The 15,804-nt window shown below is 70.9% G+C and carries 13 protein-coding genes; 7 read left to right on the forward strand and 6 right to left on the reverse strand.

What is annotated here, in order from left to right; all coding sequences use genetic code 11:
* Positions 1-60 precede the first annotated feature (60 nt).
* Positions 61-3,186 (forward strand): ATP-dependent DNA helicase, encoded by a 3,126-nt coding sequence (locus AB0I28_RS31135; RefSeq protein ID WP_357499264.1) that lies wholly within the window; start codon positions 61-63, stop codon positions 3,184-3,186.
* Entirely contained in the window at positions 3,183-6,371 is a 3,189-nt protein-coding gene (locus tag AB0I28_RS31140) for an ATP-dependent DNA helicase (RefSeq protein ID WP_357499265.1), read from the forward strand. Before AB0I28_RS31135 ends, AB0I28_RS31140 begins: the two co-directional genes overlap by 4 nt.
* Positions 6,372-6,497: 126 nt before the next feature.
* Here AB0I28_RS31140 and AB0I28_RS31145 read toward each other — a convergent pair whose 3' ends face one another.
* Together AB0I28_RS31145 and AB0I28_RS31150 are read right to left on the reverse strand one after the other, a co-directional pair.
* Positions 6,498-7,490 (reverse strand): hypothetical protein, encoded by a 993-nt coding sequence (locus tag AB0I28_RS31145; protein ID WP_357499266.1) that lies wholly within the window; start codon positions 7,488-7,490, stop codon positions 6,498-6,500.
* 10 nt (positions 7,491-7,500) lie between these two features.
* Entirely contained in the window at positions 7,501-7,956 is a 456-nt protein-coding gene (locus AB0I28_RS31150; RefSeq protein WP_357499267.1) for a hypothetical protein, read from the reverse strand.
* Between the two features lie 233 nt (positions 7,957-8,189).
* On the opposite strand from AB0I28_RS31150, the gene AB0I28_RS31155 reads away from it, so the two are divergent.
* On the forward strand, positions 8,190-8,753 hold the full coding sequence (locus tag AB0I28_RS31155; RefSeq protein ID WP_357499268.1) for a hypothetical protein: 564 nt from the start codon (positions 8,190-8,192) through the stop codon (positions 8,751-8,753).
* Between the two features lie 75 nt (positions 8,754-8,828).
* Positions 8,829-9,650 carry a hypothetical protein gene (locus AB0I28_RS31160; protein WP_357499269.1) on the forward strand — a complete coding sequence of 274 codons (822 nt, stop codon included), beginning with the start codon at positions 8,829-8,831 and terminating at the stop codon, positions 9,648-9,650.
* A gap of 19 nt (positions 9,651-9,669) precedes the next feature.
* On the opposite strand, the gene AB0I28_RS31165 is transcribed toward AB0I28_RS31160, so the two are convergent.
* Together AB0I28_RS31165 and AB0I28_RS31170 are read right to left on the reverse strand one after the other, a co-directional pair.
* Complete coding sequence (locus AB0I28_RS31165; RefSeq protein WP_357499270.1) at positions 9,670-9,855, reverse strand: DUF397 domain-containing protein; 186 nt, start codon at positions 9,853-9,855, stop codon at positions 9,670-9,672.
* The gene (locus tag AB0I28_RS31170) at positions 9,855-10,721 is read right to left on the reverse strand and encodes a helix-turn-helix transcriptional regulator (RefSeq protein ID WP_357499271.1); all 867 of its coding nucleotides are present in this window, start codon (positions 10,719-10,721) and stop codon (positions 9,855-9,857) included. Before AB0I28_RS31170 ends, AB0I28_RS31165 begins: the two co-directional genes overlap by 1 nt.
* A gap of 130 nt (positions 10,722-10,851) precedes the next feature.
* Here AB0I28_RS31170 and AB0I28_RS31175 point away from each other — a divergent pair, with 130 nt between their 5' ends.
* Complete coding sequence (locus AB0I28_RS31175; protein ID WP_357499272.1) at positions 10,852-11,172, forward strand: hypothetical protein; 321 nt, start codon at positions 10,852-10,854, stop codon at positions 11,170-11,172.
* A 22-nt stretch (positions 11,173-11,194) separates the two neighbouring features.
* Here AB0I28_RS31175 and sigJ read toward each other — a convergent pair whose 3' ends face one another.
* The gene (gene sigJ / locus AB0I28_RS31180) at positions 11,195-12,100 is read right to left on the reverse strand and encodes an RNA polymerase sigma factor SigJ (protein WP_357499273.1); all 906 of its coding nucleotides are present in this window, start codon (positions 12,098-12,100) and stop codon (positions 11,195-11,197) included.
* A gap of 148 nt (positions 12,101-12,248) precedes the next feature.
* Here sigJ and AB0I28_RS31185 point away from each other — a divergent pair, with 148 nt between their 5' ends.
* Both AB0I28_RS31185 and AB0I28_RS31190 read left to right on the forward strand, forming a co-directional pair.
* The gene (locus tag AB0I28_RS31185; protein ID WP_357499274.1) at positions 12,249-12,821 is read left to right on the forward strand and encodes an NAD(P)H-dependent oxidoreductase; all 573 of its coding nucleotides are present in this window, start codon (positions 12,249-12,251) and stop codon (positions 12,819-12,821) included.
* A gap of 553 nt (positions 12,822-13,374) precedes the next feature.
* Entirely contained in the window at positions 13,375-13,713 is a 339-nt protein-coding gene (locus AB0I28_RS31190; RefSeq protein WP_357499275.1) for a hypothetical protein, read from the forward strand.
* A 1,279-nt stretch (positions 13,714-14,992) separates the two neighbouring features.
* On the opposite strand, the gene AB0I28_RS31195 is transcribed toward AB0I28_RS31190, so the two are convergent.
* Positions 14,993-15,775, reverse strand: a complete 783-nt coding sequence (locus AB0I28_RS31195; protein WP_357499276.1) for an SGNH/GDSL hydrolase family protein — start codon at positions 15,773-15,775, stop codon at positions 14,993-14,995.
* Positions 15,776-15,804: the final 29 nt, after the last annotated feature.

The following is a 15,804-nucleotide window of genomic DNA, read 5'->3' on the forward strand; positions in this document are numbered from 1 at the left end:
AACCCCCATTCGCACGTGTCGCAACGCCGTGGTGTCGCACGTCCGTGGTTGGCTGGCGCGGTGAGTTCGCGCTTCGCCTTCCGGCGGCAGACCGAACAGGGGTCATACGTACCGGACGAGACACAGCGGGCCGTCATCGATCACGATGCCGGTCCGCTCCTGGTGCTCGGCGGTCCGGGGACGGGCAAGACGGCGACGCTGGTGGAGTCGGTGGCCGCGCGGGTGGCGTCGGGTGTGGCGCCGGAGCGGATCCTGGTGTTCACCTTCGGCCGGCGCGGGGCGCAGCGGCTGCGGCGCGCGATCGCCGCGCGGGTCGCCGAGCAGGCCGGCGGGACGGTCGCCGAGGTGAACGTGCACACCTTCCACGGGTACGCCTTCGCCGTGCTGCGGTCGGCCGGCGGCCCGCCGCCGAGGCTGCTGACCGGTCCCGAGCAGGACCTGATCATCCGGGAGATGCTGGCCGAGGCCGATCCCGCCGACTGGCCGGACTCCCTGCGGGCGGCGGTGCCCACGCGCGGTTTCGCGACGCAGTTGCGCGACCTGCTGCTGCGCTGCGCCGAGCGGGGCATCGGGCCGGCGAGGCTGGCCGCGCACGGCCGCGCGGAGGGCCGTCCAGAGTGGACGGCGGCGGCCGCCTTCTACCACTCCTACATCGACCAGCTCGCGCTTCGCGAAGGCGGAGCGCGCTACGACACCGCCGAGATCGTGCGGGTCGCGGCGGCGAAACTGCGAGACGATCAGGAGCTGGCGGCGAGCCTGCGGCCGGACTACGTCTACGTCGACGAACTGCACGACACCGACCCCGGCCAGCTCACGCTGCTGCGCGAGGTCACCGGCGAGGGCGCGCACGTGGTCGCCTTCGGTGACCCGGACTCGGCGACCTTCGCCTTCCGCGGCGCCGACCCGGAAGGCGTGCGGCGCTTCCCCGACACCTTCACCGCCGTCCACGGTGGACCTTCGCCGTCGGCGGTGCTGTCGACCTGCCACCGCGCCGGGCCGACGCTGATCGGCACCGCCCGGCGGGTCTCCCGGCGCCTGGCGGGCACCGGCCCGCATCGCGCTCGCGGCGCCGGGCCGTCCACAGAGGACGGGCAGGCCGCCGTGCGGGTCTTCACCAGCGGCAGCGCCGAGGCCGCGCACATCGCCGACGTCCTGCGGGTGGCGCACCTGCGCGACGGTGTGCCGTGGTCGCGGATGGCGGTCCTGGTCAAGTCGACCGCGAGCCACCTGCCCGTCCTGTCGCGGGCGCTGCGCCAGGCCCAGGTCCCGATGACCGTCTCCAGCGAGGACCTGCCGCTGTCGGCGCAGCCCCTTGTCCGTCCACTGTTGACGCTCATCCGCTGCGGCCTCGACCCCAAGCGCCTCGACGAGGAGACCGCCGTGGCGCTCCTCCACTCTCCTTACGGCGGCGCCGATCCGCTCGGCGAGCGCCGCCTCCGCCAGGGCCTGCGCGCCCTGGCCGCACAGGCCGGCGACCGCCGCACCTCCGGTGAGCTGCTCGTCGAAGCGCTGCGCGAACCCGAGCAGCTCGCCGCCCTCGACACCGAGGAGCAGCCCGCCTGGGTCGGTCCACTGCGGACGCTCGCCGACCTGCTGGCGCTGGTCCGCGAGACCAAGGGCACCGTCGAGGAGCTGCTCTGGACCCTGTGGGATCACACGGGTCTGGCGCAGACGCTGAGCGGACTCGCGATCGAGGGCGGGCCCCGCGCGGCCGCCGCCGATGCCGACCTCGACGCGATGATGACCCTCTTCGACGGCGCCGCCCGCTTCTGCGACCGTCTGCCCGGCGCCGGCGCGGAGGTCTTCGTCGAGCACGTGCTGGCCCAGGATCTGCCTGCCGACACGCTGGCCGCCCACGCCGATCGGGGCGAGGCCGTCCGGGTCATCACCGCGCACGCCGCCAAGGGGCTCGAATGGGATCTCGTGGTCATCGCCGGTGTTCAGGAGGGCTCCTGGCCGAACCTGCGGCTGCGCGACGGGCTGCTGGCCGCCGACGCCCTCGTCGACACCGAGGCCGGGCGCGCCGCGAAGGTCGTCAACCGGGCCTCGGTGCTGCTGGCCGAGGAGCGGCGCCTGTTCTACGTGGCCGTCGGGCGCGCGGCCAAGCGGCTGCTGGTGACCGCCGTCGACGACGAGGAGGACAGCGTTCCCAGCCGCTTCATCGAGGAACTCGGTGTTCCCGTCGAGGAGGCCGGCGCCCCTGAACGTCCCCTGACGCTGCCCGCGCTGGTCGCCCGGTTGCGCCTCGCCGCCGTTGACGAGAACGAGACGCCGGTCCGCCGCCGTGCCGCCGCGGCGCAACTGGCCCGGCTCGCGGCCGAGGGTGTGCCGGGCGCCGACCCGGACAGCTGGTGGGGCCTGGCGCCGCTGTCCGACGAGCGGCCGCTGGCCGTGGCGGGGGAGACCGTGCGCGTCTCGCCCTCGACCGCCGAGAACGTCCTCGAATGCGGGCTGCGCTGGGTCCTCGAACGCCACGGCGGTTCGGAGGCTTCCGGTGCGGCGCAACAGATCGGGAACCTCGTGCACGCCGCCGCCGAGGACGCCGTCGCGGCGGCCGACGTCGGCGAGGCCATGCACACCTATGTCGGCGCCAACATGGAGTCGATGCCCGTCGAGGCGCCCTGGCTGAGCGCGAAGCAGCGTGAGCGCGTCACGAAGATGGTCGACAAGTTCGCCGACTGGGTCCGCGACAACCCGCGCGAACTGATCGCCGCCGAGAAGGGCTTCAAGGTCCGCCTGTCCGAAGGCGACGTGACCGTTGAGCTGTCGGGGACGGTCGACCGTCTGGAGCGCGACGCGCAGGGGCGTCTCTACATCGTCGACATCAAGACGGGTTCGGGGGCGCCGCCCAGCGCCGCCGACACCCAGCAGAACCCGCAGCTGGCCTCCTACCAGGTGGCCGCCGAGAACGGTGCCTTCGGCGAGGTCGAGGGCGTCGGCGAGGGTGCCGAGTCGGCGGGCGCGGCCCTGCTGCACATCGGCAACGACACCAAGAGCGCAAGCGTGCGCGAGCAGCCCGCACTGTCCTCTGCGGACGATCCGGGCTGGGCGGAGAACCTGGTGCTCAACGTGGCCGAGAAGATGGCCGCGTCGACCTTCGAGGCTCGCCACACCGGCAAGTGCACGCACTGCAAGGTCAAGGACGCCTGTCCGATTTCTGGTAAGGGAAGGCAGGTGACGGATTGAGCTCTACCGAGGAGCAGCCTTCCCCGGCACCCCGGTACTCCGCAGTCGAACTGGCCCGCATGCTCGGCGACGACAACCTGCCGACCGAGCAGCAGGCCGCCGTCATCGAGGCGCCGCTGACGCCGACGATCGTGGTCGCCGGCGCGGGCTCGGGCAAGACCGCGACCATGGCCGCGCGCGTCGTCTGGCTGATAGCCAACGGTTTCGCGCGCCCCGAGCACATTCTCGGCCTGACCTTCACCCGCAAGGCCGCCGCCGAGCTGGGCCTGCGGGTCCGGCGACGGCTGGCCCGCCTTGCCGGATTGTCGATCCTGCCCGACATCGAGGGCGACGACGCCGGTGAGCCCACCGTGGCCACCTACCACTCATATGCCGCCCGCGTCGTCGGCGAGCACGGTCTGCGCGCCGGGCTTGAGGCGCAGACGCGGATGCTGTCGGAGTCGGCGGCCTGGCAGCTGGCCGACGCCGTCGTGCGCGGCTACGGCGGCGACATGTCCTATGTGGACTTGGAGTTGTCGACGGTGGTCGACCGCACGCGCGCCCTGGCCGGTGAGCTGGCCGAGCACCTGTGCACGCCCGACGAGCTGCGCCGCTTCACCGACGACATCGTCGAGCAGATCGAGGCGACCGTCGGGACCCGCTCCAACGACGACATCCGCAGCGCCCTTGCCGCCCAGCGCGCCCGGATCCAGCTGCTGCCGCTCGTCGAGGCCTACCACGACCGCAAGCGTGAGCTCGGTGCCGCCGACTTCGCCGACGTGATGGAGAACGCCGCCCGGCTGGCCGTCGGCGTCCCGGAGGTCGGTGCGGCCGAACGGGACCGGCACCGCGTCGTGCTCCTCGACGAGTACCAGGACACCAGCCACGCCCAGGTCGTGCTGCTGCGGTCCCTTTACGGCGGCGGGCATCCGGTCACCGCCGTCGGTGATCCCTGCCAGTCCATCTACGGCTGGCGCGGGGCCAGTTCGGGGACCCTCAACCGCTTCGACGACAGCTTCCCGCCGCCCGAGGGCGGCGCACGGTCGCGTTTCGAGCTGACGATCTCCTGGCGCAACCGGGCCCGGATCCTCACCGTCGCCAACGCGATCTCGCGGCCCCTTCGCGACGGCGGGCACTCCGTCGCGGCGCTGTCGCCGGGCGCCCCGGGCGCCGGTGACGTGCGCTGCGCGCTGCTGCCGACCGTCCTCGACGAGGCCGAGTACCTGGCCGACGCGGTGGAGGAGCTGTGGGGTCCACAGTGGCCTTCGACGCCGCCGAACGAGCTGCCGAGCACGGCGTTCCTGGTCCGCAAGCGCAGCCAGATCCCGCTGCTGGAAAGGGCTCTGCGCGCGCGTGGTCTTCCCGTCGAGGTCGTCGGCGTCGGCGGTCTGCTCGACGTGCCCGAGGTCCGCGAGGTCTACTGCACCCTGCGCGTCCTGGCCGACCCGGGCGCCGGCGGGCAGTTGATCCGGCTGCTCACCGGTCCGCGCTGGAGGCTGGGCCCGCGCGACCTGGTCGCCTTGTACCGCAGGGCCTCCGAGCTGGCCGAGGACCGCGGCTACACGCGCCAGTCCCGCAACGCCGACCGCGCCGAGGAGACCGCGCTGGCCGAGGCCGTCGAGGATCCCGGCGAGGAGGAGAACTACACCCCGCTGGCCTACGAGCGCATCACCGCGCTGCGCGAGGAGATCGCCGGCCTGCGATCACGGCTGTCGCAGCCCTTGCCGGAGCTGATCGCCGACATCGAGCGCACCACCGGGCTGGACGTCGAGGTCTCCCTGCATCGCGGGGACCGGACCCAGCTCGACGCCTTCGCCGACCTGGCCGCCAAGTACTCCGCGGACTCCCAGATCGCGTCGCTGACGGGTTTTCTGGCCTATCTGACGGCCGCCGAGGACACCGAGCGCGGCCTGGAGACCGCGCCGGCGAAGCCGCAGCCCGGGGCGGTGCAGATCCTGACCGTGCACGCGGCGAAGGGCCTGGAGTGGGACCTGGTCGCCGTGACGGGCCTGGCCAAGGGCGTGTTCCCCGGTGACCGGGCGCGGTCGAGCTGGATGACCTCGGCCGGCGAGCTGCCCGTGCCGCTGCGCGGCGACGCCGAGGACCTGCCGGTGCTGGAGCTGTCGGGGACCACCGCGGCCAAGGCGATCAAGGCGTTCAAGAGCGACTGGCGCGCCCACGACCTGGCCGAGGACCGTCGGCTGGCCTACGTGGCCTTCACCAGGGCCCGCCACACGCTTCTGGCGAGCGGGTACTGGTGGAGCGAGACGGGGACGCGCGTGTGCGGGCCGTCGGACTTCCTGACGGAGCTGCGCGAGGCCGAGGCCACGGTCGACCAGTGGGCCGAGCGTCCCGGCGACGAGCGCAACCCGATGCTCGACAACCCGGTGAGCGCGACCTGGCCGGTGGCCGCGCCGCTGGGGGAGCGGCAGTCGGCGGTGGCCGAGGCCGCCGAGATGGTGCGCGCGGCCGCTTCCGCCGCCGAGGGCGCGGCTGTGGACAACTCTGTGGAGGAAGCCGCCGACGAGCCCGAGGACGAGGCCGCCGTGCTGTGGGCGCTGGAGGCCGACCTGTTGCTGGCCGAGCGCGCGGAGGCCTCCTCGGGCACGACCGAGTTGTCGCTGCCCGGACAGTTGTCGGTGTCGCAGCTGGTGGCGATCCGCCGCGACCGGGAGGCCTTCGCCGAACGTCTGCGGCGGCCCCTGCCCGGCAAGCCCGAGCCGAGGACCCGGCAGGGGACGGCGTTCCACGCCTGGGTCGAGGAGTTCTACGGTGTGCGGCCGCTGCTGGACATCGACGAGCTGCCCGGCGCCTCGGATGACCGGGCCGCGCCCGACAAGGACCTCGACTCCCTGCGCCGCAAGTTCACCAGGAGCCGATGGGCCTCGCGCCTTCCGGTAGCCGTGGAGGTGCCGTTCGTGACGCTGGTCGGCGGAGTGCCCGTGCGGGGACGCATCGACGCGGTGTTCGCCGGCGACGGCGATGAGTTCGACTACGAGGTCGTCGACTGGAAGACCGGCCACATGCCGCGCGGGCTGGAGGCGCGCAGGGTCGCGGCGGTGCAGCTGGCTGCGTACCGGCAGGCATGGGCGGGGCTGAAGGGCGTGCCGGTGGAACGGGTCCGGGCGTGCTTCCACTACGTGGGGCAGGGCCGGACGATCGACGCCGGGGAGTTCCCGGAGCTGGAGGAGATCCTGCCGCGCTAGAGGGCGGGCGAAAGACAGTGAGGCGTCGGCGGCGAGAGCCGCCGACACCTCAGGATCGGGGGTTCGAGGTCCACAAGGGACTGTTTGCCGGTGCGGTGCGGTGACCAGTGCGGTGGTCGGTGCGGGCTAGTCCAGCCCGTCGGTGAGCTTCCCGCCGTTGTTCATGCTGGCGTTGAGGTTCGGGCGCAGCGGCATCACCGGGCTCGACAGGCCGCTGCTGTTGGCGGCGGCGCGCAGGGTGGTGATGTTGGTGTAGTTGGTGTTGAGCGTCTTGACGATCTTGTCCTCTTCGGTGCTGATCGTCTCGTACATCTTCGTCATCGCGTCGGCCATGTTGCGGATGACGCCGTTGACGGTGTCGGCGCCCAGGGGGATGTCGCCGTCCTCGGGCACGAACTTGTCGCCGACGGCGATGCCGCCCTTGACGGCCTCGATGGTGCAGTTGATCGCCAGTCCCGCCGCGATCGACATGCCGCCGGTCACCGGAGCCAGCGCCACACCCGCCACGGAGATCACCGCGCCGGCCACCGCGAGGCCGAGGCCGGTGTCGTCGCCGCTCTTGTCGCCGACGGCTTCGAGCGCGGTGATGGTGCGCTGGGCGAGGTTGAGGGCGTCGGTGCGCGTCGCGGCGAAGATCGCCTCGTTGGCCTCCATCTGCTGGCGCAGGACCATGGCGATCTTCTTCTGGTTGTCCGGAATGGACTCCGGGCCGCTCATCGGGGTGAGGAAGTTGTTGACGAAGTTCGTCGACAGCGCGCCGTCCCAGCCGCCGTCGCCCATGTATCCCTTGGCGGTGTCGATCCAGCCGAGCCCGCCGCCCTCGAAGGCCTTCTCAGCGGTGCGCATCGACTCGGTCAGCGCTTCGAGCGCGGAGATGTCGGGCTCGGTGAAGTTCTCGAAGGCGCCGACGATCCAGTCGTAGGCGTGCTCCTGGCTGTCCATCCACTCCGCGAGGTCGCGCGGGCTGGTGTCGACGCCGTTGAGCGAGCCTTCGCCGTGCTGCGCCTCGTAGGCCTCGACGTAGGAGTCGGTCTCCTCTTTCATCTTCTTCCACGCCAGTGGCGGGATCTTGCGCGCCTCGGCGAGGATCTCGTCCTTGGACGGGTACTGGTATGCCATCGCCGGGCCCTTACTTCTTGTCCGCGGGAGATTCGTAGTACTCGGGCAGTACGGGCGTGCCGGGCTTGTACTCGCCTTCGGGCGGGTTCTGGCTCGGGTCGTTGGGGTCGTGCTTGGAGGGGTTCTCCAGGTAGTTCTTCTGGAGGTCCTGGGCGGCCGCCTGGTCTTGGTCCTTGTACGCCTCGATGGCGTTGTTGAGGGCGGTCTGCGCGTCGATGATGTTCTGGGCGGTCTGCGCGACGATGAGCTGGAACTCGTTGCGCACCGGCGCCCAGGCGCTGTAGACCTTGCTGCCGCCGGGTCCTCCCGAGCGGCTTTCCCCGTGACTGAACGCTCCGAAGTCGCCGTTGGAGGTGCCGGCGATTCCGCCGTTCACGTCGGTGAAGACCTTGGCGACTCTCGGCAGACACACGTTGGCGGTCTGCCAGAGCTTGAAGAGGTCACCTCCGGTGACGTCGTCAGCCATTCTCGTCTCCCTCGTCATAGGCCGGGCCGAGGGGTGGAAGGACGGGCATGCCACTTCGCCGCCGTTCCAACACATCCGGCGTGGATTGCGCGAGGCTAGCAGGGCCGCGCAAGCCGCCGGGGAGAAAGAAGTCCGCATCCGCGAAAAGGGTCCCGGTTGATGGGGGCCGGTAATATCGCCGCCACGCCGGTGAGCGGGTTTTCCGGCGTCGACGACAGAGAGGTGGGCACGCCGTGGGCATTCTGGCCGACCGTCTGGACAACATGGTCCTGCGGGTGACGTCCCCCGACAACATGATCATGGCGAAGGTGGAGAAGCGCTTCACCGTGACCCTGGCCTTTCGGCCCGACACCTATGAGCGGTATCGGCCGACGGTGCTGGAGCACCAGCTCGCGCGCTTGGGAACGCTGGTGTGGACGGGTTATCAGCGCGGGTACTACATGGCGCTGAGCGAGGCGACGGGGCAGAAGGTCACCGGTCCGCGCCCGACCTGGGATCCCAACCGGCGGCGGTTTCGGGAGGAGCAGGCCGCGACGGTGTTCAAGGCCGAGTCGCCCGGTGGCTGGATCCGTTGCGAGAACGTCGGGATGCTGAACTGGCAGGTGCGCTTGAAGTCGGGGGCGCTGGAGCGGCTCGACGAGCGGACTTTCCTGTCGGAGGCGACCGAGACGGTCCGGCGCTTGATCGCGGACTACCGGATGAAGATGATCGTGCTCAAGGACGAGCATTACGGGCTTGATCTGCCGCCCGGCCTGCGGATGAGCAAGGGCGCGCTGCGTCCGCGTCCGGCTCGCTGAGCGGTGCGCCGATAGAATCGCGGGCGTCTCAATACGCGGTTGTCATTACGCGACAGGAAACGGGCGGGTACCGGCATGATCGCGCGACTCGGAACCATCGGTGGCTTGGCTTCCAAGGCTGCTTCCAGGACCCTGATCGCGGTGGTGGCCGGCGTGGTGTTGCTCGCCGGGGCCGGGTGTGCCGGCAGGGATGGTGCGGACCCGGGATCCTCGGCCTCGCCGGACGCCGAGGAGTCGTATCCGCTGGCGGCGCCGCCCGACGGTGGCGAGGTGCGCGTGGTCGACAAGGGTTTCAGTGCCGGCGAGAAGGATGGAAAGCCGGTGGTGTCGTACGGCGTGGTCGTGGAGAACACGAGTGGCTGGGTGGCTTACCTGGCGGCGGTGTCGGTGCGGATGGTCGATGGGGGCGGGGAGACCATCGAGGACACCGTGTCGGGGACTGTTGGGGATGGCGGGGCCGATGGGGCCGTGGTGAGGGATGTGCGCGCGATCATGCCGGGGACTCAGGCGGTGCTGGGGAACAGCACTTTCGTTGGGGCGGAAGGCATCGCCGACCTGGAAGTGACTGTTGACGGCGTCCAGTGGTTCCCGGTCGAGAATGACGAGCATGAGTTCGCGGAGTTGACGGCGTCGGATGTGCGGACGACGTGGGGCGAGGGGCGCGAGACCGCCACGCTTGATTACACGGTGAACTCGGGGTACTCCGGGGAGCTGGAGAAGGTGTGGGCCGAGGCGGTGTTCAGGAATGGTGAGGGTGTGATCGTCGGGGGGACGCATCCGTCGGGGACTGTTGCCGGGGTGCATGGGCCGGGGGCGTCGCCAGGGCAGATCGATGTCGTGGGATGGGTGCCGTCCGATGTGGACGATGCGCGGACGGTGGTTTACCTGTACCCGTGAGGGTCGGGGCTTGGGGAGATCAGGTCGTGGGCAGGGTGGCGAGGAAACCGCGCCAGGTCTCACGGTCGATGGCGAGCACCGGGCAGGCAGGGGACGCGGCGAGCTTGGAATCGCGGATGAGGACGGAGTCCTTGTAGGCGGCTTCGATGCAGTTGCCGCCGTTCGTTCCGCTCCTGCTGGACTTGCGCCAGACGAGTTGACTCATCACATATCCTTCCGTAGGCCTTCGAGCATTTCCTTAGTCTGTGACGGAGTAAGGGCCATCGTGGCCAGCCGCTCGAACACTGAGTGGTACTCGGCGACCTCGGTTTCCTCCTCCAAGTACAGCCCGCCGCAACGTGTCTCCAGGTAGATGACGCCGGAATCGTCTGCCTCGGCGAAATCGATGCAGTGAAAGCCACCACCGAACCCCGGGTGTGGTCCGGCTTCGAACGGCAGAATCTGGACCGTCACATGTGGATGGTCTGACATCGCCAGCAAATGCTCAAGTTGACCGCGCATCGTTCCTGGCTCACGAACCACTCTGTTGATTACGGCCTGGTCGAGGATTGCGTGCAAGCTAAGCGGATTCTGCGTGCGGTGGAGGGGGTCCTGGCGGCGCATTCGGTGTTCGATGAACTTGGCGATGAGTTCGTCTTCCCCGGGGGAATCGACCTCGAAGAGCGCGGCCATGTAGTCCGCGGTCTGGAGGAGTCCAGGCACGAGCCCCAATTCGTACGTCCGGATCTGCGAGGCGCCCCATTCCAATCCGATCAAGGTCGTGAACCACTCCGGGATCCCCTCGGCCCCGTCCCACCAGCCCTTTTCCTTCGCCTTCGCGGCCAGGTCCAGGTACCAGACCTGCCGCTCCGCCGGGACCTTGTACATCTGGAGCATCACCAGCAGATCCGAGCGCCTCGGCTGATTCCGGCGCGTCTCCATGTGCCCCACGCGCCCGGGAGTGCAGCCGAGTTCCCGCGCCACGTCGGCCTGGCTGAGGCCCGCACGGGTTCGCAACTGTCGCAGTTCGTTGGCGAGCAGCCGCGCGGCGACCGTGGGGCTGCCGTTCTGGGCCTGCTTTCGTCGTGGCATCTGTCGGCTTCCCGTCAGTTCAGGCGTGCGCGGAGGACACGCCGCCCACAGGTTCTTGAGTGCTAGTGCGGCGAAAACTATTGTCTACTGATAGTTCCGGGGAGGCAACCGCAGAGTTAAGGAGCCCGCCATGAGCAACAACGAGACACGTTCCACTGAGGACACGTGTGACATCCAATACGAGTTCTTGCTGTGGGAGATCTGCAAGACCCCCGAGGACAACACCCTCCACTTCGTCCTCCGCGACTCGAAGCTCCTCGCCCCTCACGAAACCCTCCGCGCCCACACCGCCGCCCTCGTCCCCTGGGCGCTCACATCCCTCTCCGCGACCTTCCACGACCTCGGCTTCTACTACGCCGCCCTCGCCCCCACCGACCCCGAAGGCGAGCACACCGCCCTCCCCGTCGCCTCCCACTACCTCACCTGGGGCACCGGCACACTCGCCGCATAACCCAGCCGTCCAACCCCGTCGCCTAACCCGGGCCACCCCAGGCCCGCAACTTCTCCGGGTTGCGGATCACCCAGATGCGCGCCACCCGCTCACCCACCACGTCGAAGGCCAGTACCGTCACGACGACCCCGTCCTGCTCGGCCACCAGACCCGGCCGCCCGTTGACCACCCTCTCCACGAACACCATGCCCTCCGGAATCCGGTCGGCGATCTCGACCCAGGCGTGCGCGATCTCCTCCGCGCCCACGAACGGCTCCGTGAACGCGATCGCGAGCCCACCACTGTCGGCGGTCGCCGTCGCCTCCGGATCCAGCAACCCCACCAGCGCCCCGATGTCCTTGGCCTCCCACGCCTTCTGGAACTCCCGGACCACCGCGGCCTGCCGGGCCGCCGGAGTCGCCGCGCGCACCTCGCCGACCCGTCGCCGCGCCGAGAACGCCAGCTGACGACACGCCGCCGGCGTGCGCCCCACGACCTCGGCCACCTCGGCGAAGGAGTAGCGGAAGACGTCGTGCAGCACGAACGACACCCGCTCGGCCGGCGTCATCGACTCCAGCACCACCAGGAACGCCATGCTCACCGACTCGTCGAGGGTGATCCGGTCGACCGGGTCGCCCACGCCCACCATCGACGACGCGGCCGGTCCCGGCACCGGCTCGGGAAGCCAGTCGCCGACATAGCGCTCCCGCCTCGCCCGCGCCGACCCCAGCAAGTCGAGGCACACCCTCCCGGCGACCTTCACCAGCCAGGCGCGCGGCGACTCGATCGCGTCCTGCTGCTCCGGCGTCATCGCATACCAGCGGGCGTAGGTCTCCTGCACGGCGTCCTCGGCCTCGGCGACCGAGCCGAGCAGGCGGTAGGCGAGGTTGATCAGCCGTCGCCGCTCGCTCATGATCTCGCTCAGCCGCATGTCGTCCCCGCTGCCCATCGCCCGTCCTCTCGTCGGTTCATCCTGAAGGACGAGACAGCCCCCGCGAATGTCAGGCCGATCACCCTCCCTGACATTCCACGATGCCGCGTCGTCCTTACTCCCGACACCACGGCCACCCGCCGTGGGCGACGAGGAAGGACCGAACGTGACCAGAATCGGCATCATCATCGGCAGCACCAGGCCCGGACGCAACGGCGAGCAGGTCGCCCAGTGGGTGCGGGAGACGGCGGCGGCTCGCGGCGACGCCGAGTTCGAGCTGATCGACCTGCTCGACCACCGGCTGCCCCACCTCGACGAGCCGTACCCGGCGATGTCGGGCCAGTACGAGCACGAGCACACCAAGGCCTGGCGGGACCGGATCACCCAGTTCGACGGCTTCGTGATCGTGACCCCCGAGTACAACGGCTCCACCACCGGCGTGCTCAAGACCGCACTCGACTTCCTCTACGCCGAATGGAACAACAAGGCCGTCGGGCTCGTCTCGTACGGGTTCTCCGGCGGCAACCGGGCCGCCGACTACCTGCGGTTGGTGTGCGGCACGTTGCAGATGGCCGTCGCCGGCCCGCAGGTGATGCTGCCGCTGGCGACCGAGTTCGAGGGCAACACGGTGTTCAAGCCGTCCGCCCGCAGCGCGGCGATGCTGGACGCGCTGCTGAACCAGGTGGTGGGCTGGAGCACGGCCCTGGTGGCGGTACGGGCGGTGCCGGCCGCCGCCTGAGGCCGTGCGCGGGCCTCGACCGACAAGCCGTGATGGCGGGGCTGGGGACACGCGGGCACGACGCACCGCGCGGAGACGGCAGCGCAGGCCGTCTCCGCGCCCGCACCGCGCCCGTCTGTCTCGTGAGCCCGGCCGCCGTCCCCGCCGGGCTCACCGCGCGGCGGTGGAGGAGTGGGCATCGGGAGCGTGCGGGGACGGCCTCGCAGCGGGAGCGGCCCTTATCCGCCGGGCGAGGCCGTGGGGCGGGATGCCGTGACGGAGAACCGCGCGGCGGGGCAGCCGGATGGCCGGCGCGACGTGGCCACGGAAAAGCCGCGTGGCCGTAGGGGAGCGTTCACTTCGAGCCGTGCGGCGGGGCGGTCGGGGGCGGAATGCGGTGACGGGGAACCGTGCGGCCGGGGGTGGCCGGGGCGGCGGGACGTGGCCGCGGAAAAGCCGCGCGCCGGTAGAGGAGCGGACCACCGCGAGCCCCGCGACGGACGCGGCCGCACGTAGGGCGGCCGCCTGGGCGGCGGTGACAGCCGCGCGCCCGTACCCGCACTAGATTCGTGCGATGCCCGCCCCTCTCGACACCCGCCCGCTGCGCGCATGGATGCACCGCCGCCTCGCGCCACGCACGACCTTCCTCGTCAGCGCCGCTTGGCTCATCGCGTTCCCTGCGGTGGCTGCGGCCGCCGTCGTGTACCAGCGCGCCTGGGCCATGGCGTTCGCGGTGTTCTGGCTGGTGGGCTGCCTAGCCGCCGCCGGTGCCCTCTACGACCTCGCCGTATGGCACTTCTCGCCCGCCGACGATGGCCGCGGCACGAAGCCACCAGGCGGCCAGGGAAACCGCAAGCGCAAGCTCAAGAACCCCACCACCCGCCGCCGTCCGCCCGCGCGTCCGAGCAGGTGAGGCCGGCAGGGGACCGGCGGGTCCTGGCGGGCCCGGCGGGCTCATGCCCCGCACCGTGCGGCCCCGGCAGCGTCACGCCCCGAACTGCGCCGGGCGGTGGACGGAAAGGCGGGGGACGCTGGGGGAAGGCGGTGCGCGAACACACCGGGGTCTCACGGGTACGGCGCGGCCGTGCCCACAACCCGCCGTATCCGGAGGGCGCTGCCGGAGGTGGTGGGAGGGCAGCGCCAGAGCGCACCGGCGGCCATCGGCCGGATTGGCCTGCTGCCAGGCGGTGGATCACTTCGGCGTCCTGCCCGCCGAGCGGGGTGGTCGCTCGTCCGCCGCGCCGGGGCGCGCAGGTGTGTTGGCCGCTGAGCGGGCTGGTTCTCACGTCTCGGCGGTGCCGAAGGCGGTGCTCGGACACGCCGACGACCTACCGCCCGGCTGCGGGCGGCAAGTGTTGGAGCGTTCGGGGTCCCGCCGACCGAGCGGCGCTGGGCCTCACCTCTCGGCGGTGCCGAAAGGCGGTTGGGGGAGGGACGGTGCTGGAGCGCACCGGTGCCTCGCTGGGGCCGGGCGAGGCCCGTGCGCCACATCGCTCCGGCCGTGGCGGCGGGGGGACAGGGTGCCGGAGGCTGGGCCGGAGCGCGCGGCGCCCCACCGGGCCGGGCGCTGCCGTGCCTCGCGCGTTGCCGTACCCGGACCTCCGGGCCGGGCGCTGCCGGCGGGGAGGCCGCGCCGCAGCACACCGGCATCTCATGTCCGGTGCTGCCGCGACCTATCCGGGCCGTTACCCCGTCCCGCCGGTGCCGGTGCCGGTGCCGGTGCCCGAGGCGGTGCAGCGCGGCGGAAGAGCTCACGCGGGTCCTTCAGCGGCTCGAAGGGGACGAGGACTGACCGGCGGCACGGGGGCGAGCGGGGGGAGCGTGCCTCGGGGCATGGCGGTCGGGACAGCCCCCGCAGCGCATCGCCCGCCTGCTCGCTCGCCGGGCACCTTCCCCGGCGTTCCCCCGGCTAGAGGGGGCGTGGGTGGAGACGGAGTCGCCCCCACCGCGAGCGCAGCGAGCCGCGGCACTGCGCAGCGAGCCGCGGCAATGCGCAGCGAGCAATCAAACGAGCCGCGCCCCGGAAACCGGAGCGCGGCTCGTCGTCACTTCATCCGCCGCAGCACTGCCACAGCGCGCCGCTCGCTCGCCGGGCACCTTCCCCGGCGTTCCCCCGGCTAGAGGGGGCGTGGGCGGAGACGGAGTCTCGCCCACCGCGAGCGCAGCGAGCCGCGGCACTGCGCAGCGAGCCGTTAAACCAGTCCCGCGACCAGCGTCGTGAACCCGTCGTGCCCGAGGCGGTTGGGGTGGTACGACTCGATGATCGGCCAGGACAGCCCGTTGATCCACGCGGTGGAGTCACAGATGGCGTGTCCGCCGTAGATCGTCCGCGCGTCGGCGTAGGTGAAGCCGTGCGCGGCGGCGCGCGAACCGATCGCGGCCGACAGCTTGTCGGCCGTGCCGTTGAGGCGCTCCCGCTCGGCGGCGCTGATCCCGTTGATCACGGAGCAGTTGTTGCCCTTGAACAGCCGGGGGTAGCCGACCACGATCACGTGCGCGTTGGGCGCCCGCGAGGTGATCTCGTTGTACACGGTGTCCAGTCGGCCGGGCAGCGTGTTGGTGATGAACGCGTTGGCGTTGTCGATGTCGTCGTTGCAGTTGCTGAAGGGGATGTTGCACTGCGTGACGACATCGGCGAAGCCGGCGTCGTTGCCACCGATGGAGATGGTGACGAGGTCGGTCCCGCTGTTGAGCGCCGACACCTGGTTGGCCAGGACGTCGTTCGTGCGCGCGCCGGAGCAGGCCTTGAAGTTGAAGTTCGCCCCGATCTGCTGGGCGAGCTGGTACGGATACGCGTGCGTCGAGGTGTAGCAGCCGGTCTCGATGTATGCACCGGTACCGGTTCCCGAGGAGTACGAGTCGCCGAGTGCGACGTAGTCCTGGGCGGCCGCCTGTGCCGGGGCGGCGGCCGTAATGACGAACGCGGTTGCGACAGCGGCAGTTAAAGCCAGCAGGCGCGGGAGGCGTCGTGCCATCGGTGTCTCCTTGGGGGGTAAGGAAAGGG

Origin of the sequence: Phytomonospora sp. NPDC050363 (genome assembly GCF_040655735.1) — a bacterium.
Classification (GTDB): domain Bacteria; phylum Actinomycetota; class Actinomycetes; order Mycobacteriales; family Micromonosporaceae; genus Phytomonospora.

Bases quoted from the DNA above. Each gene is read 5' to 3' on its own strand.
- AB0I28_RS31145 (WP_357499266.1), bottom strand. From the start codon at position 7,490: ATGGCATACCAGTACCCGTCCAAGGACGAGATCCTCGCCGAGGCGCGC.
- AB0I28_RS31150 (WP_357499267.1), bottom strand. From the start codon at position 7,956: ATGGCTGACGACGTCACCGGAGGTGACCTCTTCAAGCTCTGGCAGACC.
- AB0I28_RS31160 (WP_357499269.1), top strand. From the start codon at position 8,829: ATGATCGCGCGACTCGGAACCATCGGTGGCTTGGCTTCCAAGGCTGCT.
- AB0I28_RS31165 (WP_357499270.1), bottom strand. From the start codon at position 9,855: ATGAGTCAACTCGTCTGGCGCAAGTCCAGCAGGAGCGGAACGAACGGC.
- AB0I28_RS31170 (WP_357499271.1), bottom strand. From the start codon at position 10,721: ATGCCACGACGAAAGCAGGCCCAGAACGGCAGCCCCACGGTCGCCGCG.
- AB0I28_RS31175 (WP_357499272.1), top strand. From the start codon at position 10,852: ATGAGCAACAACGAGACACGTTCCACTGAGGACACGTGTGACATCCAA.
- sigJ (WP_357499273.1), bottom strand. From the start codon at position 12,100: ATGGGCAGCGGGGACGACATGCGGCTGAGCGAGATCATGAGCGAGCGG.
- AB0I28_RS31190 (WP_357499275.1), top strand. From the start codon at position 13,375: ATGCCCGCCCCTCTCGACACCCGCCCGCTGCGCGCATGGATGCACCGC.
- AB0I28_RS31195 (WP_357499276.1), bottom strand. From the start codon at position 15,775: ATGGCACGACGCCTCCCGCGCCTGCTGGCTTTAACTGCCGCTGTCGCA.